The organism is Streptococcus sp. ZY19097, from assembly GCF_040731245.1.
In the GTDB taxonomy this organism is placed as follows: domain Bacteria; phylum Bacillota; class Bacilli; order Lactobacillales; family Streptococcaceae; genus Streptococcus; species Streptococcus orisratti.
Genome location: NZ_CP160400.1, coordinates 131,728 through 156,402, shown reverse-complemented (window position 1 = coordinate 156,402; position 24,675 = coordinate 131,728). Strand labels below are relative to the sequence as shown.

Sequence of the window (24,675 nt, the reverse complement as noted above, 5' to 3'; positions counted from 1 at the left end):
GAGAAAAATAGCAGAGCTCTTGATACTTTTTATCCTATCACGACCATTTTGATTTAATCAAATTTTACTTACTGTATAAATATTCTATATTATAGGGCCGCTTGTATTGAAATCAAGACTTTTTTCCTGTAAAATGTAAACATATAATTTAGACAGGAGACTTTAATGAAAAAATTTATCTTAAGTCTATTCGCTGCTATTCTCATGACCTTTACAGGTCTTACAGTTCAAGCAGATGAATACCTTCGTGTCGGTATGGAAGCAGCTTATGCTCCCTTTAACTGGACACAAGACGACGATTCTAATGGAGCTGTTCCCATTGAGGGGACAAATCAATACGCTAACGGTTATGATGTCCAAGTTGCCAAAAAAATTGCAGCTGCTCTCGGAAAAGAACCTCTTGTAGTCAAAACGAAATGGGAAGGGCTTGTTCCCGCACTCACTTCAGGAAAAATTGATCTCATCATTGCAGGTATGAGTCCTACTGAAGAGCGTAAAAAAGAGATTAACTTCACCAATAGTTACTACACTAGCGAACCTGTTCTTGTAGTAAAATCAGACAGTAAATACGCCAATGCTACTAAACTCTCTGATTTTTCTGGAGCTAAAGTAACATCTCAACAAGGTGTCTATCTCTATAACCTAATCAGCCAAATCCCTGATGTTAATCAACAAACGGCAATGGGAGACTTTGGACAAATGCGCCAAGCTTTAAAATCAGGAGTAATCGACGCCTATGTTTCTGAACGCCCAGATGGCATCTCGGCTCAACTTGCTGACAGTGATTTCAAAATGATTTCTCTCAAAGAAGGATTTGAGGTTAGCGAATCTGATGTAGCGTTGGCTATCGGTGTGCGCAAAGGCGATTCTCTTGTCAACCAAGTAAATGCTGTTCTTGCTGATTTTAGTCAAGAAGAACAGACCAAATTGATGGACAGTATTATTCCAAAACAGCCTATTGAAAAAGAAACGAGCGAAAAAACACCTGGTTTCTTTGCTCAAGCTCTAAAAATACTGACTAATAACTGGAAGGCCTTGCTGCGCGGTACTGGAATGACACTTCTCATTTCAATCATCGGCACCATTGTCGGAACACTTATCGGTCTTTTAATTGGTGTTTACCGTACCGCTCCCAAAGCTACCAATAAAGTGCTAGCTATTCTACAAAAAGTATTTGGTTGGCTCCTTAACGTTTATATTGAAGTCTTCCGCGGAACCCCAATGATTGTACAAGCTATGGTTATTTACTATGGGACTGCCCAAGCCTTTGGGATTTCACTCGACCGTACGCTTGCTGCTATTTTCATCGTGTCTATCAATACTGGTGCCTACATGAGTGAGATTGTTCGTGGTGGTATTTTCGCCGTTGATAAAGGACAATTTGAAGCCGCAACAGCTCTTGGTTTCAGTCATGGACAAACCATGCGTAAAATTGTTCTGCCACAAGTTATCCGTAACATTCTTCCAGCTACAGGTAATGAGTTTGTCATTAACATCAAAGATACCTCTGTGCTGAATGTGATTTCCGTTGTAGAGCTTTACTTCTCAGGTAATACCGTAGCAACACAAACTTATCAATATTTCCAAACTTTCACCATTATAGCAGTCATCTACTTCGTGCTCACCTTTACCGTGACACGTATCCTCCGTTATATTGAAAAGCGTTTTGATGCTGATACTTATACAACTGGGGCTAACCAAATTCAAACTAAGGTGGTGAAATAATGACACAGACAATCATAGAAATCAAACATTTAAAGAAATCTTTTGGGCAAAATGAAGTCCTTAAAGACATTTCACTTGCCGTCAACAAAGGTGAAGTTATCTCTATCATTGGTTCATCAGGTTCAGGGAAATCAACTCTTCTGCGTTCCATCAATCTTTTAGAAATACCGACTGGCGGCGAAATTCTCTTTCATGGACAAAATGTTCTTAACAAAGGTTACAACTTAACCGAATATCGTGAAAAACTCGGTATGGTTTTTCAGTCCTTCAATCTCTTTGAAAACCTTAATGTTCTTGAAAATGCCATCGTAGCCCAAACAACAGTTCTCAAACGTTCTCGCACAGATGCGGAAGCTATTGCCAAAGAAAACCTTAATAAGGTTGGGATGACTGAGCAATACTGGCAGGCCAAGCCAAAACAACTGTCAGGTGGGCAAAAACAACGTGTGGCTATTGCACGCGCCCTGTCTGTTAATCCAGAAGCTATGCTTTTTGATGAACCTACCTCAGCTCTTGACCCGGAAATGGTCGGTGAGGTACTTAAAACTATGAAAGATTTGGCAAAATCAGGTCTCACCATGATCATTGTTACTCACGAAATGGAATTTGCCAAGGAAGTTTCTGACCGTGTCATTTTCATGGATCAAGGCGTTATTGCTGAAGAAGGCACACCACAACAAATTTTTGAAAATCCACAACAAGAACGTACCAAAGTATTCTTACAACGTTTCTTGAAATAGAAAATCAGAGTAAGGACTAGAAAGTTTGCTTAATTTGCAAAACTTCTAGTCTTCTTTTTTTCCTTCAATTTCCTTTAAGTTTTTAATGTTAGACTTGAAAAAACAAAAAGAAGGAGGAACTTCCTATGCAAAAGACGAGACATCCCTACATTTTCCAAATATTACTCTTCTTGCTCTGCTTTTCTCTTTCAAAATGGTTTTATGATAGCTACCTTATTTCATATTCCTACTATATCTCAAATTATGGTGTTGACTTTGCCTTGTCCCTCAATATCATTATTACTTTAATAATCAGCTACTTTACTTATGTTTTTTTAAACCTTTGTACAAATAGACAAATGAAAAGTTCCACCCTAATTTCTTGCTATTTCATCTATTTCTTCTCGCTAGTTTATCTTCTTTTCCTAAAAAACATAGGAACGCAAGGATTTTCTTTAAATCCGCTGTCCTTCATTGGAGAAATTGAAAATGGCAGTCGCTTTGTACCGATTATGAACCTGCTCATGTTCATTCCCTTGGGGTTCCTCTACCCTTTGTCCAGAAAAAATATCTTACTAGGATTCTTAGGTATCCTCATGATTGAATCCTGTCAATTTGTATTTCATTTAGGGATTTTTGATCTTGGCGATGTTAGTCTGAACCTATTGAGCCTCACTATTGGAAATCTCTTTTATCACTTCTTTCTGCAAAACTGGAAACAAAAACATGTCATTATAGTCTTTTAGTTTAGTTTGCTTTTTAGTACTAGGCAACGAGCTGCAGGTTGCTAGAACGCCTCTAGGCTGTTCTAGGTTGGAAATAAAACATGCGAAGCAAGTCACTTTCGTAAAGTACAGCAAGGCGAGTTTAAACAATCCAGTGGAGTGTTTGAAGTTGGAGATAAGGAAACGGAGTTTCCTCTTACGTCAAAGTAATAAAAGATAAACTAATTGACTATATCTCAAACTATCTCTAATTTCATCTCCCATCCATCCTTTCTGTATTTAAGCCGTAGAAAATGTTAGAACCTTTATTCACAAGTGAAGTGTTTATAGATAAGAGATAGTTTTTCGCTAATCAAGTCAGTATTTTGAAAAAACTAATGATGAGTAGTTCAAAAACTAGCCTTAAATAGAAGTACTGAACTGTGAATACAGGTTCTTAATTAATCTCAAAAATTTTCTACGAGCTTTTTTATTTTGAATATCAAAAGCGATTGTTTTCTACCAAATATCGACGATATCCGAATAACTTTATTTTTTACTTTACCGGTTAAGTATTTTATGTTATACTTTTCTTGTTAACGTTAATAATTTCTCACCAAAGGAGGTTTTATGGCTGAAAAAACAGACTTATCTTCAGCCTATCGTAGACTGAAGAGCCCAAATATCAAAACCCGAAAACGTGCCTTGAAAATTATTCATGAGCATAAACGTCAAGGAAAAAAATATTAACCAACCCTAGAATTTTTAGAAAAATAATCTGAAAGATTCTGGACTTCTTCATTGTATGATTCTTTTCCAATCGCCAGACAAAAACCTGCTAGAAATTTCCCTAGCAGGTTTTATATTATTTAGCTTTTAGAGAAGACAAAATTTGTGTACGAATATCTTCAACACCCTCTGGATTGTTAGGCAAGAAGATTGTTTGATTCCCTTTAACCGCAAAAGTATTCAGAGTATCAAGGTATTGGTTAGTCAAAAGGATTGACATGATTTGTTCTTCTGTCATACCAACATTGGCGTCTTTAAGTTCTTGAATTGACTCAGCCAACCCATCAACAATAGCCTTACGTTGTTGAGCAATACCGACACCGTGAAGCCGGTCTTTTTCAGCTTCGGCTTCAGCAGCTGTTACGATTTTAATCTTATCAGCATTAGCCAATTCTTGAGCTGCCACACGTTTACGTTGCGCAGCATTGATTTCATTCATGGATTGTTTAACTTCAGCATCAGGTTCAACCTTAGTAATCAAAGTTTTAACGATAATGTAACCGTATGTTGACATTTCTTCAGCTACTTGATGTTGTACCTCAAGGGCAATCTCATCTTTTTTCTCAAATAATTCGTCCAATGTCAATTTAGGAACTGATGAACGTAGAGCATCTTCAATGTATGATTTGATCTGAGCTTCCGGTTTCATAAGTTTGTAGTAAGCATCAGTCACATTTTGCTCGTTGACACGATATTGAGTAGCAACATTTAGAGTGACAAAAACATTATCTTTTGTCTTGGTTTCTACAACGATTTCACTTTGAAGCAAGCGTAATTGCACTCGCGCAGCAATTTTATCAATGCCAAAAGGCATACGGACATGAATCCCTGAGCCAGCAGTTAATTGATATTTACCAAAGCGCTCGATAATAGCAACGGATTGTTGGCGCACTACATAGAGAGTACTAGCAATTACCGAAAGGATAATCACTAAGACAAAAATCACAAAAACGATGAAAAACATAAAACTTTCCTCCTTATTTTTTCTTGCTGCCCCAAAGATCAGCTGTAATAGCAATAAAAACAAAAATCCAAAAGTAAACCGGCATAAGATCTCCTTTGTTTCGTTTCCTTAGTACAATTATATTATCAAATAAAACAAAAGTCAATCATTGTCTGATATTTTAAGCTTAAAAAGACTAAACCAATATAGAAAAAGAGTCTGTCTCTGCAGCGACAAACTCCTCTTAGTTCTCTATTGATTTATAAATTTATTATACTCAATTCTTGAAACTCGTCAAGAAAAATCCTGAGTCAAGCCTCCAATTCTTTGACCATTGTTGACTAAATTATACCAATAAATTATAGAGGCTTTCATTACCATGAAGGTTGATATAGGACGGATCAAAGGCCGCTAAACGTTCAATAAGGAGTTCATAATCATTCTTATCCCCTAGAGTAATCCCAATTAAAACAGGTCCTGTCCCTTTATTAGCACGTTTGATGTATTCAAAACGCGTGATGTCATCATTTGGTCCCAAGATATTATTTACAAACTCACGTAGGGCACCTGGTCGTTGTGGAAAATTAACAACAAAATAGTGTTTCACACCATCGTAAATAAGTGCCCGCTCTTCCATTTCTTGCATACGATTAATGTCATTATTCCCACCAGAAATGATGCAAACAACCGTCTTACCTTTGATTTCATCCTTCATGACTTCCAAGGCAGCTATGGAAGCTGCTCCAGCAGGTTCTGCGATAATGCCTTGTCTAGAGTACATGTCAATCAAGGTTTCTGAAATTAGACCTTCATCTACTCCGACAAGCTTATCCACATACTTACGAGCCACTTCGTAGGTATTCCTACCGACCTGTTGTACGGCAATACCATCTGCAAACTTATCAATTTCTTCCAATTTGACAGGACGTCCCCTATCAAAAGCTGCTCTCATGCTACGTGCACCAGATGCTTCCACTCCGATTACTTCTATTTCTGGAGAGACATCTTTGATATAAGTTGCCACACCTGAAATAAGACCTCCACCGCCAACTGGAACAAAGATTTGGTCAAAATCAACCCCTTCTTCTTGGGCCTGCTCATAAATTTCATAAGCTACTGTTCCCTGACCAGCTTGAACATTAAAATCGTCAAAAGGATCAATGAAGGTCATACCTTCAGATTTGGTAAATTCTTGAGCTGCTTGAGCCGAAGCATCAAAAGTATCTCCAACCAGTTTAATGGTAACATATGACCCCCCAAAAAAACGGACCTGTCCAATTTTTTGCTGCGGTGTTGTCACGGGCATAAAAATAGTTGCTGGAATTTTCATCTCATGACAGGTAAATGCTACCCCTTGGGCATGATTCCCCGCAGAAGCACAAACAACACCTCTTTGCTTGTCTTCATCAGATAATTGGTGAATCGCATAATAGGCCCCCCTGATTTTAAAAGAACGTACCTTCTGCATATTCTCACGTTTGAGATAGACAGTTGCTCCATATTTTTCCGATAAATATCGATCAAAATCAAGTGGCGTACGCTCTACAACGTCTTTTAATACTTCATTGGCTTTGATAACATCTTTTGCTGTAAGCATAAATTTTCCTTCTTTTCAAAATTTTCTGTCTTTTTAGTATTATAACATATTTTGTCAGTTTTGAATGTAGGTTTATGAGTTTTCCTCAATTTCCTGAAAATATTCCTAAAATGCTTCATTATAAAAAGCAGAGAAAGAACTCTCCCTGCTTCCTATTAGACTAAGTTTGAAAAATTAGTTATAGATTTTGAACGCATCGTCATCGTTTTGTCCAACAAATGGCATAGCTTTACGAAGTTCTGCACCAACTTTTTCAATTTCAAGTTCAGCAGCTTCTTTACGATAAGCTTCAAGACGTGGACGACCAGCTTTGTAATCTGATACGAATTCATCAGCAAATTTACCTGATTGAATATCAGCAAGAACAGCTTTCATATTTTCTTTTACTTGAGCTGTGATGACACGTGGTCCTGAAACATAATCACCAAATTCAGCAGTGTTAGAAATTGATTGACGCATTTTTTTGAATCCACCTTCGTAGATAAGGTCAACAATCAATTTCATTTCATGAAGAACTTCAAAGTAGGCCAATTCTGGAGCGTAACCTGCTTCAGTAAGTACTTCAAAACCAGCTTCAATAAGTGCAGTTAAACCACCACAAAGAACGGCCTGTTCACCAAACAAATCTTCTTCAGTTTCTTCTTTAAAGGTTGTTTCAAGAAGACCAACACGAGCAGCTCCTACACCTTTAGACCATGACATTGCAATGTCTTTAGCATTTCCAGTAGCATCTTGGTAAACGGCATAAAGTGCTGGTACACCAAATCCTTCAGTATAAGTACGACGTACCAAGTGACCTGGCCCTTTAGGCGCACACATGAAAACATCAACTGTTTCAGGTGCCTTGATATATTCAAAGCGAATGTTAAATCCATGAGCAAAACCAAGTGCAGCACCATCTTTAAGATTTGGAGCGATTTCAGTAGCGTAGAGGTCGGCTTGGATTTCATCTGGTGCCAAAATCATGACAACATCTGCTTGTTTGACAGCATCAGCCACTTCAAATGTTTCAAAACCGTCTTCTTTAGCTTTATCAAATGATTTACCTGCACGTACACCGATAATCACATCGTAGCCTGAATCACGCAAGTTTTGTGAGTGTGCGTGTCCTTGTGAACCATAACCGATAACGGCAATTTTTTTGCCTGCAAGTGCATCAACTTTGACGTCTTTTTCGTATTCCATTGTTACTGCCATAGTAATATGTCTCTTTTCTATTTTTATTTATAATACTTTCCCAAAAAAGAAAGCAATAATTTTGCCTAAAGGCAAGATTAACTAAATTTAGGAAGGATTTAAGAGAAATCTCTTGAAAATCCTGTTGCTCCCGTGCGAGCAAGATTTTGAATACCATAAGGTTTAACTACACGGATAAGAGCTTCAATCTTATCAGCATCACCAGTTACTTGAATAGTGATTGATTTTGGTGCCACATCAACAACGCTAGCTCGGAAAGGTTGAATCACTGCCAAGATCTCTGCGCGCTTGCTTGTTGGAGCCGATAACTTGACGAGGATAACTTCACGCTCTAGGTGAGGGATATCAGTGATATCTCGAACTCTGATAACATCAATTAGCCTATTGAGCTGCTTAATGATAAGTTCCACCTCTTCAATACTCTCCACATCAATAATAATGGTGATTCTCGAAATGTCTTTTTCAACCGTGTGTCCAACTGAGATAGATTCAATATTGACTTGACGGCGAGATAAGACTCCTGTAAAGCGATTCAAAACACCTGTTGAGTTTTTAAGTTTGGCCGTTAACATTCTACGCATTAAACTTCACCCCCAACATTTCAGCATTTGATTTTCCAGACGGAACCATCGGGTAAACGTGCTCCCGATTAGAAATGCTAATTTCAATCAGCATCGGCTTGTTTTCAGTGATAACCTTCAGATCTTCCTCCAAGGTATTAGGATCTGAAAATTGGTAATGAGCAATGCCATAGGCTTCCGCCAAGAGTTGGAAATTCGGTTCATCATCAAAGGTTGATTCTGAACGATGCTCGTCATAGAAAGACTCCTGCCATTGACGAACCATACCGAGCGAGTGATTATTAATCAGAACTACTTTAATAGGAACACCATAACCATTTAAAATAGCTAATTCTTGATTGGTCATTTGGAAACCACCATCACCAACAAAAAGGATAACTTCCTTGTCTGGATTGGCCAGCTTAGCGCCAACCGCTGCCGGAATTCCAAATCCCATCGTTCCTAAACCACCTGAAGTGATAATTTGACGTTCGTACTTGTAAGGATAGAATTGAGCTGCCCACATCTGATGTTGACCGACATCGGTAACAATGATTGCCTCACCACTAGTGATTTTACCGATAGTTTCAATAGCATGTTGTGGTTTGATGATTGTTTCGTCAAAGTCATAGCCAAACGGTGCCTTGGCCTTGTTAGCCAAAACTTGCTCTGTCCATTCTGCATGTCTGGTTCTAACCTCATCGGCTTCAAGTAAAATTTGTAAGGCTTTTTTTGCATCTCCGACAACAGGAATTTGAGTTTTAACAACCTTGCCAATTTCAGCAGGATCAATATCAACATGAGCAACCACCGCTTTTTTGGCAAAAGTTGCAGGATTTCCTGTCAACCGATCAGCAAAGCGCGAACCAAAATTAATCATAAAATCAGCTTGGCTCATTGCCATATTTGCTGCATAAGAACCATGCATACCTCCCATACCTAGCGATAGAGGGTGTTCAATTGGCATAACTCCTAAACTAAGGAGCGTTGATACAACTGGTACATTGTATCGTTCAGCAAAGGCGACCAATTCTTTAGAAGCACCAGCATAGTTGGCTCCACCACCTGCAATAATAACAGGTTTCTTGGATTTCTTAAGTTGCTCTAAAATCTTCTTAACTTGAAGGGCATTTGGCTCAATAGTTGGTTGATAACTTGGAATATTTATCGTTGGATCATGATAAACGCTTGTTTTAACTTCAGTAATATTTTTAGGGAGGTCAATGACGACAGGACCAGGGCGGCCTGTTGTTGCAATATGGATAGCCTCAGTAATCACTCGTGGAATTTCTGTGACATCGCGAATCTGATAATTATATTTTGTAATCGGCATGGTTATGCCAATAATATCCGCTTCTTGAAAAGCATCTTTACCAATTCCAGGCGTGGCAACTTGCCCAGTAAAGATAAGCATGGGTACACTATCACTCATTCCATCAGCAATACCTGTAATGGCATTGGTGGCACCAGGTCCGCTTGTTACGATAGCAACACCAATCTTGCCAGTAGATTTAGCATAACCTTCAGCCTCGTGGAGAGCACCTTGTTCATGGCGAGCTAAAATATGGCGAATTCCTTTGTCTTTATAATTGTAAATGGCATCATAGAGTGGCAGTACAGCACCACCGGGGTAACCAAAAATAGTATCTACGCCAAGCTCTATCAAGGTTTCAAGTACGAGTTCAGAACCATTCTTAGACTCTCTTAATTTGACTTGTTTCACTAGCTCCTCCTTTGCAGTTAAATTCAAAATTGTCGAAAAATTCCAACACCTTGCATCTATGATAACATTTTTTAAAAATAAAGCAAGGGGAATTCAGAATTGTTGACGTTTACAGTGTATTCTTTTTTGCTTTGCCAAAAGTGGTATCCTCTTCGGCAAAACTACTTATTAACTTTAGAAATAAGTCAATGTTCCTCTGAGGCCTCACGCTCAGCCTTTCGTTCTTGGAATTCTTCTTCGGTCATCATTGAACCACCGTAATTAGCTGATGAGGCAAATGCAGTGTAACGGCGAAGCCAACCACTAGAAATCTTAGGTTTAAACGCCTTCAAGGTCTTACGACGTTCAGACAAAGTAGCTTCATCAACCATCAAATCAATGGTACGGTTAGTCAAATCAATGAAGATCTCATCACCATCTTCGATGAGAGCAATATTGCCACCTTCGGCAGCCTCTGGCGATACATGCCCGATAGCAATGCCACGGGTTGCACCAGAGAAGCGACCATCCGTAATGAGAGCAACATCTTTACCAAGACCACGACCAACAATCTTAGAAGTTGGTGCTAACATTTCTGGCATTCCTGGACCGCCTTGAGGTCCTTCGTAACGGATAACAACAACATGACCTTTTTTAACAGTGCCATTATCAATCAATTCAAGAGCCTGATCCTGCGAATCACAGCAAATCGCTTTACCACGGAAAGTTTTAACAGATGGGTCAACCCCACCAACCTTGATAACAGCACCATCTTGCGCAATGTTACCATACAGAATAGACAGGCCACCAACAGGTGAAATCGGAGCTTCAATTGGATGAATGATTTTCTCATTTTTAATCTCAGCACCAGCAACATTTTCTTTAAGAGTTTTACCCGTAACAGTAATGCGATCACCCTTAATTGAGCCATTTTTTATCAGCTGATTGATAATCGCTGAAACCCCGCCTGCCTCATGAACATCGTGCATTGTATAGACACTAGATGGTGCAATCTTAGAAAGATAAGGCGTTTTCTTAGCAATTTCATTGATGTCCTTGAGATTATAATCAATCCCTGCTTCACGAGCGATTGCCAAGGTGTGCAAAACAGTATTGGTAGATCCACCCATAGCCATATCAAGCGCAAAAGCATCATCAATAGCTTCTTTCGTAACAATGTCACGAGGTTTGAGATTATTTTTAACGTTATCCATCAAATGCTTGGCTGCTTGGCGAACTAATTCACGACGGGCATCAGAAACAGCCAGAGTCGTTCCGTTACCAGGAAGAGCAAGTCCCATGACTTCCATCAAACAATTCATGGAATTGGCTGTAAACATACCCGAACATGAACCACAGGTTGGACAGGCATTTTGTTCCAAGAAATCAAGTTCTTGTTTTGTCATATCCCCTGCTTGGTAAGTTCCAACTGCTTCAAACAAGCTTGAAAGAGTCGCTTGGTGTCCTGTCATATCGACACCGCCCTTCATTGGACCACCCGAACAGAAAACAGCAGGCACATTGGTCCGCATAGCTGCTAAAATCATACCTGGAGTAATTTTATCACAGTTTGGAATGTAGAAAACACCGTCAAACCAGTGAGCGTTAATAACTGTTTCAGCCGCATCAGCGATGATTTCACGAGAGGGGAGGCTATAGCGCATCCCAATATGCCCCATGGCAATACCATCATCAACACCGATAGTATTAAATTCAAATGGGATGCCTCCCATTTCACGGATAGCTTCCTTAGCAATATCAGCTAACTCACGCAAATGAACATGCCCAGGTACAATATCAATGTAAGAATTACAAATTGCGATAAAAGGCTTTTGCATATCCTTAGCTGATTTGACTTGTCCTGTTGCATATAACAGACCACGTGCAGGTGCCTTATCAACACCAACTTTAATCATATCACTTCTCATTTTATGTTACTCCTTCGTACTTTCAATCTTACACTCTATGTTAACATTTTCTAGCGTAAAGTCAAGGAATTTTCAGAAAATTTAGTATTTTAGAACCACTATTATCTTTGTTTGATTTTTCACAAGTTTTGCTTTTTATTTTTTAGGAAAATAGCAGAGCTAGGCATTTCTATTTTCTCTTTTAAAGTAAAAAAAGACAGCTTAATCATCAGCCGTCTTAATCATATAAAATTGTCTTGGTTTCTCCAATGCAGTGATTGGCTTCATCCCAGTAATGAATGCGTTCAAAAGAGCCCCTACGCCAATAAAGTGGCAGACGATCACGAATATCATCCTGCATCTCTATTTTATCTATGTCCGTAATTTTATGCCATTTGGGTTCACCCTCATGATCATTGCCCTTAAGTTCACCAGCAAAATCTTCACACAGAAAATCATAATAGACATAACGTTCAGGCTTATCAGGATTTGTAAAACCAGAAATCCCTTTTAGTTGAAGGTTAAGAGCAGTCAGCCCAGTCTCTTCCTTCAATTCTCTTGCAGCAGCTTCAAAGAAGGACTCAGGAAATTCCACTTTCCCACCCGGCTGTATCCACCCTTTAAAATTGTCATGTTGGCGATTTAACAACAGAACTTCATCACCTTTTTTGACACATATATTTACCCAATTTAAAATATTCTCTGCCATATTAACTCCTAAAAAGGTCACCTTAGCATGGGCTAGGTGACTCTATCATTATAAAACTACTCAACACTCATCAAATAAGGATAGACTGGTTGGTCACCTTGATGGATTTCAACCTCAATATCCTCGTAAGTACCTTCAAGATAGTCTGCAATCTCTTGAGCAAAGTCAGAATTACCGTCTTCACCAACATAAATTGTTACGATTTCACTATCTTCATCAATCATCTTAGCGAAAGTTTCCTTCAAGGTAGCTTCCATATCAGGGTTTGACACCACAATCTTACCATCAACCATGCCAAGATTATCATTTTCATGGATTTCAAGACCATCAATACTTGTGTCTCGAACAGCCAAAGTGACACTACCACTAACAACATCTGACAAGCTAGCCGTCATGGCTTGAATATTTTCTTCAAGACTGTTTGATGGATCAAAGGCTAACAAACTAGTAAATCCTTGAGGAACAGTTCGCGTCTCAACAACAGCCGCAGGAATATCAACCACGTCAGCTGCTGATTGTGCTGCCATGAAGATATTTTTATTATTTGGCAAGATAATCACATTCTTAGCATTAACAGCTTCAATAGCTTTGACAATATCTTCTGTTGATGGATTCATGGTTTGTCCGCCAGAGATGATGTAGTCAACACCTTGTGATTTGAAAATGTCAGCCAATCCTTCACCAGCAACAACCGCAATCAAACCAAATTCTTTTGCTTCTTGAACTGGTACAGAAGCACTAGCTTCTTTTTCAAGAACAGCTTCGTGCTGACCACGCATATTATCCACTTTAACCTTGATAAGTGCACCGTACTTCAGTCCTTCTTGCATAACCAGCCCAGGATCTTCTGTGTGGACATGAACTTTCACAATTTCATCATCATTGACCACAAGCAGAGAGTCTCCTAAACCACCCAAATAACCTTGAAATTCATCATAATTGAACTCTTTAACGTAAGTTGGACCTTGTTTAAGTGCCACCATGATTTCCGTACAGTAGCCATATTTAATGTCTTCAGTTGCGACATGTTCAGCAACAGATTTGTGGTGCTCAGCGTTAATCATTTCAGTCATTACTGCTGGAGTTGCTTTAAAGTCTTCGGAGGTGATATAGTCACCAGTGAGAGCTGACAAAAAGCCTTCATAAATAAAGACCAGACCTTGCCCACCTGAGTCAACCACACCAACTTCCTTCAAGACAGGAAGCATCTCTGGAGTCTTAGCCAAAGCACGTTTTGCGCCTTCCAGAGCTGCACGCATCACTTCTGCGGCATCCTCTGTTTCTTCAGCTTTTTTAATAGCGGCTGTCGCTGCACCACGAGATACTGTTAAGATTGTTCCTTCAACAGGCTTCATAACGGCTTTATAGGCTACTTCAACTCCTGTTTGAAAGGCTTGCGCTAAATCCTTGCCATCTAGTTCTGTTTTGTCCTTAATTGATTGACCAAATCCGCGGAAGAGTTGTGAGGTGATAACTCCTGAATTTCCACGAGCTCCCATCAATACCCCTTTAGAGAGAATCTGACCAACTTGACCAACAGTACTTGCTGGTTTGTCAGCGACTTCTTTAGCACCATTATCCATGGTCATGCTCATATTAGTTCCTGTATCTCCGTCAGGTACAGGAAAGACATTAAGCGAATTAACATATTCTGCTTGTTTTCCAAGTCTTGTAGCGGCTGCTTGCACCATTTCTTGGAATAAACTTGTTGTAATTTTTGACACTAGTTTTCTCCTACAACTTTGATGTTTTGAACGTAAACATTCACCATATCAGCAGTTAGACCGAGTTGATTTTCAAGGTTAAATTTCACACGTTCTTGGATGTTTTTAGACACTTCAGAGATTTTGACACCGTAAGACATTACAGTGTAGACATCAACAGTAATTCCTGTATCCCCTGCCTTAACCACAACACCTTTGGCATAGTTTTCACGACGCAAAAGAGCTTGGACATTATCACGAATGGCACTTTTACTAGCCATGCCAACAACCCCAAAAATTTCTGTTGCAGAACCACCAACGACAGTTGCAATCACATCGTCGGATAGTTCAATTTGACCATCTTTTGTATTAATTTTTACAGTCATAGTTGACTACCTCTCAAGTTTTTATCACTTTATTCTATCATAACTTAGACTTCTTGTAAAAAAATATAAGCATTTGAAGGAATGAATTCGCATTTACAGAACTTTTGTACCTTTTCTTCTATCAGCCCAAATAACAAAAAAAGCCTTCTGAGAGGCCTTTAGTTTTTATACGCGTTCTACTTTACCAGATTTAAGCGCACGAGCTGATGCCCAAACTTTTTTAGGTTTACCATCAATAAGAACAGTTACTTTTTGAAGATTTGGTTTAACTGTACGTTTTGTTTGGTTCATCGCGTGTGAACGATTGTTTCCTGATACAGTTTTACGACCTGTAAAATAACAAACTTTAGCCATGATTATCTGTGTCCTCCTGCTTAGAATTAAGGGTGTATCACACCGCATACCATAAAATTTTAACACATTCCACTCGAATAAGCAAGCTAAATTTTTCAATAAAATCAGATAACTTTACCTTTTCAGCATCCTGTCAACTTTATTTTCGCATAGTGTCATATTTGAAAGACACTAAAAAACTGAACCCTTGGCATGGTTCAGTTAATCTGCGGAGAGTGGGACTTGAACCCACACGGCCTAAAGCGGCCACAGGATCCTTAGTCCTGCGCGTCTGCCAATTCCGCCATCCCCGCTGTTCCTTAACAACATGAACTATTATATCAAGTCATAGGAACTCTGTCAACATTATTTTTCAGTTTTTTTCAAAAAGGCTGAAATCTTTTCCTTATATGTTTTCGGATCGGTTTCAAACGATTTTGCATGTTTAGCATTTTTTACTAGATAAAGTTCTCTCTCTCCTTGAGTGGCTTTGTAATTATCATAAACCATAGAGGTCGGAACAAAATCATCTGCATCACCATGAATAAAGAGAACCGGGAGCTGATTTTTTTGAAGTTGCTTAACACTACTAGCTTGTCCGTAAGAGAAGCCTGCACGAAGTTTTGAAATTGCTGAAACTTCATACAGGATTGGAAAGGCTGGTAGGTTGTACATTTCTCTAGCCTGATACTTAAGTTCTTCCCAAACACTACTATAGCCACAATCTTCAATAATATTAACAACTTGTTTAGGAAGGTTATCCTCACCACTTGCCATCATAACCGTCGCAGCCCCCATTGACAGACCAAAAAGAGTTATTTGGCTTGAAGGATTTCTCTCAACCAGTAGCTCCACCCATTTGATGACATTGAGACGATCATTCCAACCATATCCGATAATGCGACCACCACTGTCCCCGTGGGCCATATTGTCAGGGACAAGGACATTGTAACCTAAATCATGAAACAGCCACGCATAAGGACTCATATCCTCCTTATCACTTGTAAAGCCATGAACAACTATGACCGTTTTCCCCGTCTTTTCTTTAGCTGGGACATACCAGGCATCTTGTTTAACACCTTGGTTTGTCATCCAGAGAGTTTCCTTATCCAATTGCTTAAATTGTTGCTCGTACTCATAGAGGGGGTTATCTTTCTTTCGAGCAGAATTATTGATAAATGATTTTTCTTCACGAATTTGAGCGACATGGAAAAAATAAAAGCTAGCGCCAACTGAAAGTAGAAGTACAATTAAAAACAAATGGGTAAATAACTTTGATAATCTTATTTTTTTCATATCAGTATTTTACAAGAAAATAAGAAAAAAAGAAACAGCAAAATTTCGAGAGAAATATCAAGAAAACGTAAAGATGTAATAAACGATGCCCTTATCTTTTATTTACTGGCAAGCAAGTAGAATTGATAGTAGCTACAAGAGGTGGTGTCATTTCCTGTTATGATATCATATTCATGTTATTTGAGAATACCAATTTATAGCCCTTCGGTTTGCTTTTAGTACTAAATCCACCAATCTGGGTGAGGCTGACGGATCTTGGAAATGAAGCAATTCTCATGCCTCTGACCATAGTAAAAGAGAGGACCAACTCAATCAGATCCTCTCTCATACTTAGTTGTAAATTATTTACTATTCCTGAAAACTGAGGGTAGCTCTTATTTAGCGTTTTCAACTGCAGCAGTTACAAAAGCAGTATAAAGTTCTTCAGGTCGATTTGGGCGGCTTTGAAGTTCTGGGTGATATTGGGCAGCTACAAAGAATTTTTTATCTGGTAATTCGACTACTTCCATCAGACGATTGTCTGGTGATACTCCTGAAAACACAAAGCCTGCAGCTTCAAATTGCTCACGGAATGATGTGTTAAACTCATAACGGTGACGATGACGGCGTTGTACCACTTCTTGATTATTGTATGCTGCTGCCGCTTTTGAACCTGCTTTTAATTTACATGGATAAAGCCCCAAACGAAGCGTTCCACCCATATCTTCAATATCAATCTGATCACGCATAATATCAATGATTGGGTATTTTGTCTCTGGATCAAGTTCAGCCGAATTAGCACCTTCCAAATGAAGCACATGACGGGCAAATTCAACACATGTCAACTGCATTCCTAGGCAGACTCCTAGCATAGGAACATCATTTTCACGGGCGTAACGAATGGCTTGAATCTTGCCTTCAGTACCGCGCTGACCAAAACCACCTGGTACAATAATACCATCTGCATCCCCCAGAAGTTGAGCAACATTTTCAGCGGTAACGTCATTTGCATTGACCCAATTCAAATCAATGGCTGAGTCATTAACATAGCCAGAATGTTTAAGGGCTTCAACGACCGACAAATAAGCATCTGGTAACTCAACATATTTCCCAACCAAGGCAATCTTGGTGGTTTTCTTGAGGTTAAGAACCTTGTCAACCATTGCTGTCCATTCTGTCATGTCAGCTTTTGGAGTGTCCAACTTCAGATGATCGCAGACAATTTGATCCATACCTTGAGCCTGCATATTGAGTGGTACTTGATAAATATGTTCGACATCCATAGACTCGATAACAGCTTCTGGTGCAACATCACAAAATTGAGCTAATTTATTTTTAATACCTTGCTCAACTGGTTGTTCTGTACGAATAACCAACATATTGGGTTGAATTCCCAAACCGCGCAATTCTTTCACCGAGTGTTGAGTGGGTTTAGTTTTCATTTCACCTGCAGCTTTAAGATATGGCAAAAGTGTGGTATGGATATACATAACGTTGTCAGCACCCACATCTGCTTTCATTTGACGAAGTGCTTCCAAGAAAGGAAGGCTTTCGATATCACCAACGGTTCCACCAACCTCAGTAATAATAACATCTGAATCGGTTGTGCGCGCAGCACGTTTAATCTTATCTTTCAATGCATCTGTGATATGAGGAATTACCTGAACGGTTGCTCCGAGGTATTCCCCTTTACGTTCCTTACGAAGAACTTCGCTGTAAATTTTACCAGTCGTCACGTTTGAATATTTGTTTAAGTTAATATCAATGAAACGTTCATAGTGGCCAAGGTCAAGGTCAGTTTCAGCACCATCGTCTGTAACATAAACTTCACCATGTTGGTAAGGGCTCATTGTTCCTGGATCAATATTGATGTAGGGATCAAATTTTTGAATAGTCACCTTAAGTCCACGATTTTTCAAAAGACGACCAAGGCTAGCTGCCACAATCCCTTTACCAATAGATGAAACGACTCCGCCTGTAACAAAAATATACTTTGTCATTAAATACACTCCTTATAGATATTACTAGGAAAAACAAAAAATCTCCCAAATATAGGGAGACTTTTTCATCAGACCTCTAAAAAGAGGTGCCCAAGCAATACTATAAACTAAGTTGGGTAATTTGTCAATTTGATTTTCAGCTATTTTCTGAAAAATTTGAGCAGTTACTGCATTACTAACGTTCAAATTATTGATTTATTTAGCCTTAATTTTTCGTCAAAATTTCAAGGGTTTCAATGAGATTTTCGGCATTCACTTCAATCGTGTCACCACTTGCTTTGATTTTGACTTCAACGATGCCTTCGCTAGCTTTTTTACCAACGGTCACACGAATCGGAAGACCAATAAGGTCGCTGTCTGAGAACTTAGAACCCACACGTTCATTGCGGTCATCTGTCAAAACATCATAACCTTTAGCCATCAAATCAGCTTCGATTTTGGCAGTCAAAGCTTGAGCTTCGTCATCTTTGGTATTAACCGTAATTATATGCACATCAAATGGAGCCAGCTCCTTAGGAAAATTGATTCCCCAAGCAAACTTGAAGTCACCTTTTGGCGTTTTGTTGACAAAGAGACGGGCATGTTGTTCAATGACTGCTGAAAGAATGCGGCTCACTCCAATACCATAGCAACCCATCACAATTGGGACAGCTCTGCCATTTTCATCAAGAATATTAGCTCCCATACTATCAGTGTAGCGTGTGCCAAGTTTAAAAATGTGACCAATCTCAATACCGCGAGCAAATTTGAGGACACCTTGACCATCTGGTGATACTTCCCCTTCTTTAACTTCACGAATATCAACGTATTCAGCCTTGAAGTCACGCCCTGGGTTAACACCAGTCAAGTGGTAACCATCTTCATTAGCACCAACAACTGCATTGGCAAGGTCTTGAACTTTACGATCAGCAATGATACGGATATTTTCAGGAAGAGCAACTGGGCCAAGTGAGCCGAAGTGAGCACCGAAAACTTTAACTGCGTCCTCTTCTGTCGCTGGTTCTAGGAAGTCTGCACCTAGGTAATTTTTCAGCTTAACATCGTTAACTTGGTCATTGCCGACAAGAAGAGCTACAACTGGCTCGTTATCAGCTATGAAGAGAAGCGTTTTGATGGTTTGTTCTTCCTCAACTTGCAAGAAAGCAGCTACTTCATCGATTGATTTGCAGTTTGGCGTTTCAACCTTAACCACTTCTTCTTGTGAAACAACTTTAGTTGAAGGTTTGTATTCATTGCTTGCCATTTCAAGGTTAGCAGCATAGCTTGATTCACTTGAGTAAGCAATGGTATCTTCACCTGAAACCAACCATGATGCCAATTCTTTTTTGATATTTTCTAAAACATCAGCTGGAATTTCGTCAATTGAAGCAATAGATTTATCGAGAACCAACCAGCGTTCAAGGTCTGTACGGTCTGGTGTGATAGCCATAAATTCTTGTGAGTCTTTGCCACCCATAGCTCCGCCATCACCAATAATACCTTTGAAATCAAGACCAGCACGTGTAAAGATGGCTTCATAAGCCTTACGGTAGTCTTCATACGTCACATCAAGATCCTCGTAATTGGCGTGGAAACTGTAACCATCTTTCATGATAAACTCACGCGTGCGGAGTAAGCCATTGCGTGGACGTTTTTCATCACGATATTTTGATTGAATTTGATAAAGGTTTAGTGGCAACTGCTTGTATGATTTGACAGCATCACGAATCAACATGGTAAACGTTTCTTCGTGTGTCGGACCAAGGATAAAGTCAGACTGGTCACGATTTTTAAGTTTATAAAGGTCTTCACCATAAGTTTCGTACCGTCCAGATTCACGCCAAAGGTCTGCCGTAAGAAGCGCTGGTGCAAGCATCTCAACGGCTCCAATTTTTTCAAATTCTTGACGCATAATAGTTTTAAATTTTTCAATGGTGCGATTAGCTAGCGGTAAATAAGCATAAATTCCGGCAGAAACTTGTCGAACATAGCCTGCACGCAACATGAGGGCGTGGCTGATAACTTGGGCGTCACTTGGCATTTCGCGAAGTGTTGGGATTAACATTTTAGATTGTTTCATAATTGAGTTTATTAGCCAGTAAATATTATTTTACTGAACTGTGTTCATTGGCGAACACTTTCCTTTCACTAATTTTCACTAGGAGACAAACTCTCCTAGAACTTGATAATCATAGTTTCCTTGGCTATAAGTATAACAAAAAAAACTAAAAAGGTAAATCTAGCAAAGCTGGACTTACCTTTACAAAAGAAAGCGGAACAGACAACTTAAAAGAAAACCCTAAGGATGTCGTTCCAAGTGACGGCAATCATCAGAACAACCATAATAGCCACACCTACAAGCGTAATGTAAGTCTCTGTTTCTTGTTTCAATGGCTTACGGCGAACAAGTTCAATAAGGTTAATCAAGATCTTGCCACCATCCAAAGCTGGAATTGGAATCAAATTAACAATTCCAAGATTCATTGACAACATGGCCATCAAAGTCAGTACATCTTCAAAACCATTTTGAGCAGCTTGATTAGACATCTGATACATAGCAACAGGACCACCAAGTTTGTTCAAGGAAAAGCTAGAAATTAAGTTTTTTAGAGCAGAAATAATCATCGTTGCAGCATGCCAAGCATAGCGGAAACCACCCGTCAGCTTATCCCAAAAGCCAGTTTTAAGACCTGGCTTAACTCCGAGGTAAAACTGTCCATTCTGCTTTTTAGGAGCGACTTTTAACGATTGCTTCGTGCCATCAGTTTTTTGAATTGCAACCGTAATCTCATCTCCCGTAGAAATGCCAGTTGTCGCTTCTTCAACTGCTTTGGTCAGTTCAGCCCAATTTGAAACTTTGTGATTGGCAATTGAGAGTACACGGTCACCAGTCTTAGCACCCGCTGCTGCCAAAGCACCATTGGGTACGACCTGAATCTGATTACTTGATTCATCAGCAACACCGCCCTGCATAAAGACTAAAAGAATAAAGACCAGAGTTCCAAGAATGAAATTATTCATTGGTCCTGCAAAATTGGTAATCAAGCGGCCCCAAATAGAAGCATTTTGATATTGAACATCCAAAGGTGCAATGCGAATTTCGGTACCGTCTTCTTCAATGATTGTCGCATCATGATTTACCGAGTAAGTTTTGGTTTCATCAAGGACAACTCCTGTGATTTCTAATGCATCCTCTAAATCATAGGTCAGAATATTGATTGGCAAGCTAGTCATATCAACCTGCTTTTGTGATAAATTGATACGAACAACTTGCCCTTCAGCATTTAAGGTCAGGCTAGCAGGCGTCCCTGTCTTAATTTCAGTGGTATCATCACCCCAACCAGCCATACGAACATAACCTCCGAGCGGAAGGATTCTAATTGTATAAGCAGTGCCTTCTTTGTCAATATGAGAAAAAATCTTCGGTCCCATACCTATAGCAAATTCTCTCACAAGAATGCCAGATTTTTTAGCAAAATAGAAATGTCCAAACTCATGGACGAGTACAAGTACTCCAAAAATAATGATAAAAGTTATGATTCCTAACATGCAGTTCCTTTCAGGTAAAGATTATAGGCCTTGGTACACTCCAAAGCCCAAGCAACATCTGTCAACAGGATTAGAACAAGCCAAACAAATGCATAATTGGAAAGACAAAAATCATGCTATCAAAACGATCAAGAATACCGCCGTGCCCTGGGATAAGCTTTCCAGAATCTTTGACACCAAAATAGCGTTTAATGGCACTTTCAACTAAATCTCCAAATTGACCAAAAATACTGAATAAAACAATGAGAACTAGCATCACTAGAAACGAATGTGGTGCATAGACGGATTTGTCAAATAACATGAATGCAGCTCCCACAAGAACTGCGGCTAAAATACCACCGAGACTACCTTCAATAGTCTTATTTGGCGAAACTTTAGGCAATAACTTATGCTTTCCAAATTGACGGCCAATCATGTAGGCTCCAATATCCGTTGCCCAAACAATAAAGAGGGCCAAAACAACCTTATCTAAGCCATCCATACGTGCAGTAACAAGATTGTGAAAACCGATACCAACATAGAAGCTAGCCGCAATAGGATAGGTTGCATCATCAAAAGAATAGGTAGAACTCAAAACCGTTCCTGCCAAAATCAAGAACACAATTAAACTGTAAACTGAAAGACTGGCATCCACTGGCAAGAAAGATAAATAATTATCAAGAGGAACTGTCAACACAAAGGCAGCGAGCATAGCTAGAACACCTTCGAAAGAAAAAAATTCCAACCTTTTCATGCGTAGCATTTCAGCCACACCTATCATCGCTAATAAGCCAACAAAAAATTGAAACGGAAGACCTCCCATTAAAAGAAAAGGAAGGAAAATAGCAAGGGCGATCGCCCCCCAAATCACACGTTGTTGCATAAAACTCCTCTTTCTATACTCCACCAAAACGACGATGGCGACGATTGAATTCCCTAATTGCTTCAATTAAGCCATCTTTTTTGAAATCCGGCCATAAAGTTGAAGTGAAATAAAATTCACTATAAGCGGATTGCCAAGGCAAAAAGTTGCTCAAACGTAACTCTCCACTGGTTCGAATAATAAGCTCTGGGTCACGATACAAGTAAGGCAAACTCTGTGTCATTAAATAATTGGCAATTAAATCTTCAGTGATATCACCAGGATTTAATTTGGCATCTAAGACATCTTTTGCAATTTCTTTGACAGCATTAGTGATTTCTGCTCGCCCACCATAATTCAGTGCAAAATTTAAAATAAGACCAGAATTATGTTTGGTTTTCTCCCGCGCACGTTCCATAGCGTCAAAAGTCTCCTCTGGCAACCGGCTAATATCTCCAATTACCTGCACGCGTACATTGTTCTTGTGAAGTTCGGGAACGTATTTATCGAAAAATTCAACAGGTAAATTCATGATAAATTTTACTTCATCTTGTGGGCGTGACCAGTTTTCTGTTGAAAAAGCATAAACGGTCAATACTTTGACTCCTAAATCAGAAGCTGCAATGGTCACATCTTGTAAGGCATCCATTCCAGCCTTATGTCCCATCACACGTGGCTGTAAACGCTTCTTAGCCCACCGACCGTTGCCATCCATAATAATTCCTATGTGATTTGGAATTTTATCCAAAGTCACAGGCTGCTCTGTTTTCTTAAATAATTTCAGCATATAAATCCTTAAATCGTTACTATTCTCCTTATTTTACCATATTTTAGTAACAAATAAAATAATAGCCAGCCACATTAGAAATATTTCTTAAACAAAGGGGAAGAGCAATACTCAACCTGGTATTCATACCAAATTCAGACATTGTTGCTCTAATCTTCAATGAGTATTGGTTTATCTTACTCATTAAGACCAAGACTAAGACAAAAAACTTTTTTATTTTTAAGTCAAGAATTTTATTCAATGTAAACCGCTGTCAATCCTATTCTAATACTCAATGAAAATCAAAAGTAGCCTAGGAAACGAAGCCGACGATAGAACTTGAGTTCATCAAGGCAAGTTGACAACGGATAATTTTGATTTTCGAAGAGTATAACCTTAAAAATCACATCATTTGTCTCTACGGTAACAAAAAAAGCTAGATGTTAAACATCCAACCTTCATCGTGTCGTTGAGTTAGTCTTCTTCAATAGCAGTATCGCCTACATCATCTGCTTCAACAGCGGCTTCTGTGTCAGCTTCTTCAGTTGGTGCTGGAACAGCTTGAGCGGCTTTGTTAACAACAGTCTTAATAGCTGATAACTCAAAGGTCAAATAAACGCCATCAACATCTAGAACGATTTTTTTAGCATCTGTGTCAACCTCATCAACAAGAGCATACATTCCACCAATAGTGATAACTTCATCACCTTTCTGGATGGCATTCAATTGATTTTGACGGCTTTCCGCTTGTTTTTTTTGTTGGCGTTGCATGAAAAAGATCATCCCAACCATCACGACAAGCATAATAATCATTGGCATAGATAGGTTCCTCCAAATTTTAAAGTCAAGACTTACTATACCAAAAATTCAATGACAGGGCAAGGAAAGACCATCAAAATTAGCCTCCCTGTACAAGCTTTTGGCTTTTTAAGAAATAAAGTCTATAATGTCTTCTTCTGCAAGAGAGGAGTCACACACAACTTTAGCTGTGCCATTTTCAGCCACAAAAAGACCTGGAACGGTCGCGATACCATATCGACGACGAAAAGCTTGAATCTCTTCTATTTGCACTAAATCTTCGCTGTTAATATAGGCAACTTTAGCGCCTGTCGTCTGCGCAACGTTGGCTAATTTTGGGGCAAAGCGTTGGCAATAAGGGCAGCTTGGACGGCCAATGAAGAGGATAAACTTGTTGCCTGCTTCAATTCGCTCACGCGCTGCGGCTACCGTGATTGGTTCAAAAGCACTAACGGCTTGTTCAAATGTCATATTTCACACCTCGTTTTTAATG

The 24,675-nt window shown here is 39.2% G+C and carries 22 protein-coding genes and 1 tRNA gene; 4 read left to right on the top strand and 19 right to left on the bottom strand.

Translation table 11 applies throughout. The features are described from left to right. Positions 1-165 precede the first annotated feature (165 nt). The 4 genes from ABZ559_RS00750 (at position 166) to ABZ559_RS00735 (ending at position 3,898) form a co-directional block, all read left to right on the top strand. Entirely contained in the window at positions 166-1,725 is a 1,560-nt protein-coding gene (locus ABZ559_RS00750; RefSeq protein WP_367006856.1) for an ABC transporter substrate-binding protein/permease, read from the top strand. Then, on the top strand, positions 1,725-2,465 hold the full coding sequence (locus tag ABZ559_RS00745) for an amino acid ABC transporter ATP-binding protein (protein ID WP_317335337.1): 741 nt from the start codon (positions 1,725-1,727) through the stop codon (positions 2,463-2,465). Before ABZ559_RS00750 ends, ABZ559_RS00745 begins: the two co-directional genes overlap by 1 nt. 125 nt (positions 2,466-2,590) lie before the next feature. Beyond that, the gene (locus tag ABZ559_RS00740; protein ID WP_317335338.1) at positions 2,591-3,190 is read left to right on the top strand and encodes a VanZ family protein; all 600 of its coding nucleotides are present in this window, start codon (positions 2,591-2,593) and stop codon (positions 3,188-3,190) included. Positions 3,191-3,778: 588 nt separating this feature from the next. Further along, entirely contained in the window at positions 3,779-3,898 is a 120-nt protein-coding gene (locus tag ABZ559_RS00735) for a putative metal homeostasis protein (protein WP_018374973.1), read from the top strand. A gap of 115 nt (positions 3,899-4,013) precedes the next feature. Here the strand turns inward: ABZ559_RS00735 and ABZ559_RS00730 are convergent, their stop codons facing one another. The 19 genes from ABZ559_RS00730 to traF form a co-directional block, all read right to left on the bottom strand. Beyond that, on the bottom strand, positions 4,014-4,901 hold the full coding sequence (locus tag ABZ559_RS00730) for an SPFH domain-containing protein (RefSeq protein WP_018374974.1): 888 nt from the start codon (positions 4,899-4,901) through the stop codon (positions 4,014-4,016). A gap of 325 nt (positions 4,902-5,226) precedes the next feature. Further along, positions 5,227-6,477: a threonine ammonia-lyase IlvA gene (gene ilvA, locus ABZ559_RS00725; RefSeq protein WP_367006855.1), complete on the bottom strand. Its 1,251-nt coding sequence runs from the start codon at positions 6,475-6,477 to the stop codon at positions 5,227-5,229. Between the two features lie 174 nt (positions 6,478-6,651). After that, positions 6,652-7,674 (bottom strand): ketol-acid reductoisomerase, encoded by a 1,023-nt coding sequence (gene ilvC, locus ABZ559_RS00720; protein ID WP_018374976.1) that lies wholly within the window; start codon positions 7,672-7,674, stop codon positions 6,652-6,654. Between the two features lie 98 nt (positions 7,675-7,772). Continuing rightward, positions 7,773-8,255: an acetolactate synthase small subunit gene (gene ilvN / locus ABZ559_RS00715; RefSeq protein WP_018374977.1), complete on the bottom strand. Its 483-nt coding sequence runs from the start codon at positions 8,253-8,255 to the stop codon at positions 7,773-7,775. Beyond that, positions 8,248-9,957, bottom strand: coding sequence for an acetolactate synthase large subunit (locus ABZ559_RS00710; protein WP_277290449.1), 1,710 nt, complete (start codon positions 9,955-9,957; stop codon positions 8,248-8,250). The genes ilvN and ABZ559_RS00710 overlap by 8 nt, the downstream gene beginning before the upstream one ends. Before the next feature lie 185 nt (positions 9,958-10,142). Next, positions 10,143-11,864 (bottom strand): dihydroxy-acid dehydratase, encoded by a 1,722-nt coding sequence (ilvD, locus tag ABZ559_RS00705; protein WP_367006851.1) that lies wholly within the window; start codon positions 11,862-11,864, stop codon positions 10,143-10,145. 217 nt (positions 11,865-12,081) lie between these two features. Then, positions 12,082-12,552: an 8-oxo-dGTP diphosphatase gene (locus tag ABZ559_RS00700; protein ID WP_018374981.1), complete on the bottom strand. Its 471-nt coding sequence runs from the start codon at positions 12,550-12,552 to the stop codon at positions 12,082-12,084. Positions 12,553-12,608: 56 nt separating this feature from the next. Then, positions 12,609-14,276 carry a DAK2 domain-containing protein gene (locus ABZ559_RS00695; RefSeq protein ID WP_367006848.1) on the bottom strand — a complete coding sequence of 556 codons (1,668 nt, stop codon included), beginning with the start codon at positions 14,274-14,276 and terminating at the stop codon, positions 12,609-12,611. Then, entirely contained in the window at positions 14,276-14,641 is a 366-nt protein-coding gene (locus ABZ559_RS00690) for an Asp23/Gls24 family envelope stress response protein (protein WP_018374983.1), read from the bottom strand. The genes ABZ559_RS00695 and ABZ559_RS00690 overlap by 1 nt, the downstream gene beginning before the upstream one ends. Positions 14,642-14,806: 165 nt before the next feature. Further along, positions 14,807-14,995 (bottom strand): 50S ribosomal protein L28, encoded by a 189-nt coding sequence (gene rpmB, locus ABZ559_RS00685; RefSeq protein ID WP_018164578.1) that lies wholly within the window; start codon positions 14,993-14,995, stop codon positions 14,807-14,809. 207 nt (positions 14,996-15,202) lie between these two features. After that, positions 15,203-15,288 (bottom strand) — tRNA-Leu (locus ABZ559_RS00680). Positions 15,289-15,340: 52 nt separating this feature from the next. Further along, positions 15,341-16,270, bottom strand: a complete 930-nt coding sequence (locus tag ABZ559_RS00675) for an alpha/beta hydrolase (RefSeq protein WP_277290446.1) — start codon at positions 16,268-16,270, stop codon at positions 15,341-15,343. A 374-nt stretch (positions 16,271-16,644) separates the two neighbouring features. After that, positions 16,645-18,249 carry a CTP synthase gene (locus ABZ559_RS00670; RefSeq protein WP_018374985.1) on the bottom strand — a complete coding sequence of 535 codons (1,605 nt, stop codon included), beginning with the start codon at positions 18,247-18,249 and terminating at the stop codon, positions 16,645-16,647. 205 nt (positions 18,250-18,454) lie between these two features. Beyond that, positions 18,455-20,308, bottom strand: a complete 1,854-nt coding sequence (locus ABZ559_RS00665; RefSeq protein ID WP_367006846.1) for a proline--tRNA ligase — start codon at positions 20,306-20,308, stop codon at positions 18,455-18,457. Between the two features lie 206 nt (positions 20,309-20,514). After that, a complete protein-coding gene (rseP, locus tag ABZ559_RS00660; protein WP_367006844.1) occupies positions 20,515-21,777 on the bottom strand; it encodes an RIP metalloprotease RseP in 1,263 nt (420 codons plus the stop codon). A gap of 70 nt (positions 21,778-21,847) precedes the next feature. Further along, positions 21,848-22,639 carry a phosphatidate cytidylyltransferase gene (locus ABZ559_RS00655; RefSeq protein ID WP_367006842.1) on the bottom strand — a complete coding sequence of 264 codons (792 nt, stop codon included), beginning with the start codon at positions 22,637-22,639 and terminating at the stop codon, positions 21,848-21,850. A gap of 13 nt (positions 22,640-22,652) precedes the next feature. Beyond that, positions 22,653-23,411 carry an isoprenyl transferase gene (locus ABZ559_RS00650; RefSeq protein ID WP_273413805.1) on the bottom strand — a complete coding sequence of 253 codons (759 nt, stop codon included), beginning with the start codon at positions 23,409-23,411 and terminating at the stop codon, positions 22,653-22,655. 447 nt (positions 23,412-23,858) lie between these two features. Next, positions 23,859-24,203, bottom strand: coding sequence for a preprotein translocase subunit YajC (yajC, locus tag ABZ559_RS00645; RefSeq protein ID WP_367006840.1), 345 nt, complete (start codon positions 24,201-24,203; stop codon positions 23,859-23,861). Positions 24,204-24,311: 108 nt separating this feature from the next. Further along, a complete protein-coding gene (gene traF, locus ABZ559_RS00640; protein WP_018374992.1) occupies positions 24,312-24,653 on the bottom strand; it encodes a conjugal transfer protein TraF in 342 nt (113 codons plus the stop codon). Positions 24,654-24,675: the final 22 nt, after the last annotated feature.

Bases quoted from the DNA above. Each gene is read 5' to 3' on its own strand.
- ABZ559_RS00750 (WP_367006856.1), top strand. From the start codon at position 166: ATGAAAAAATTTATCTTAAGTCTATTCGCTGCTATTCTCATGACCTTT.
- ABZ559_RS00745 (WP_317335337.1), top strand. From the start codon at position 1,725: ATGACACAGACAATCATAGAAATCAAACATTTAAAGAAATCTTTTGGG.
- ABZ559_RS00740 (WP_317335338.1), top strand. From the start codon at position 2,591: ATGCAAAAGACGAGACATCCCTACATTTTCCAAATATTACTCTTCTTG.
- ABZ559_RS00735 (WP_018374973.1), top strand. From the start codon at position 3,779: ATGGCTGAAAAAACAGACTTATCTTCAGCCTATCGTAGACTGAAGAGC.
- ABZ559_RS00730 (WP_018374974.1), bottom strand. From the start codon at position 4,901: ATGTTTTTCATCGTTTTTGTGATTTTTGTCTTAGTGATTATCCTTTCG.
- ilvA (WP_367006855.1), bottom strand. From the start codon at position 6,477: ATGCTTACAGCAAAAGATGTTATCAAAGCCAATGAAGTATTAAAAGAC.
- ilvC (WP_018374976.1), bottom strand. From the start codon at position 7,674: ATGGCAGTAACAATGGAATACGAAAAAGACGTCAAAGTTGATGCACTT.
- ilvN (WP_018374977.1), bottom strand. From the start codon at position 8,255: ATGCGTAGAATGTTAACGGCCAAACTTAAAAACTCAACAGGTGTTTTG.
- ilvD (WP_367006851.1), bottom strand. From the start codon at position 11,864: ATGAGAAGTGATATGATTAAAGTTGGTGTTGATAAGGCACCTGCACGT.
- ABZ559_RS00700 (WP_018374981.1), bottom strand. From the start codon at position 12,552: ATGGCAGAGAATATTTTAAATTGGGTAAATATATGTGTCAAAAAAGGT.
- ABZ559_RS00690 (WP_018374983.1), bottom strand. From the start codon at position 14,641: ATGACTGTAAAAATTAATACAAAAGATGGTCAAATTGAACTATCCGAC.
- rpmB (WP_018164578.1), bottom strand. From the start codon at position 14,995: ATGGCTAAAGTTTGTTATTTTACAGGTCGTAAAACTGTATCAGGAAAC.
- ABZ559_RS00675 (WP_277290446.1), bottom strand. From the start codon at position 16,270: ATGAAAAAAATAAGATTATCAAAGTTATTTACCCATTTGTTTTTAATT.
- ABZ559_RS00670 (WP_018374985.1), bottom strand. From the start codon at position 18,249: ATGACAAAGTATATTTTTGTTACAGGCGGAGTCGTTTCATCTATTGGT.
- ABZ559_RS00665 (WP_367006846.1), bottom strand. From the start codon at position 20,308: ATGAAACAATCTAAAATGTTAATCCCAACACTTCGCGAAATGCCAAGT.
- rseP (WP_367006844.1), bottom strand. From the start codon at position 21,777: ATGTTAGGAATCATAACTTTTATCATTATTTTTGGAGTACTTGTACTC.
- ABZ559_RS00655 (WP_367006842.1), bottom strand. From the start codon at position 22,639: ATGCAACAACGTGTGATTTGGGGGGCGATCGCCCTTGCTATTTTCCTT.
- yajC (WP_367006840.1), bottom strand. From the start codon at position 24,203: ATGCCAATGATTATTATGCTTGTCGTGATGGTTGGGATGATCTTTTTC.
- traF (WP_018374992.1), bottom strand. From the start codon at position 24,653: ATGACATTTGAACAAGCCGTTAGTGCTTTTGAACCAATCACGGTAGCC.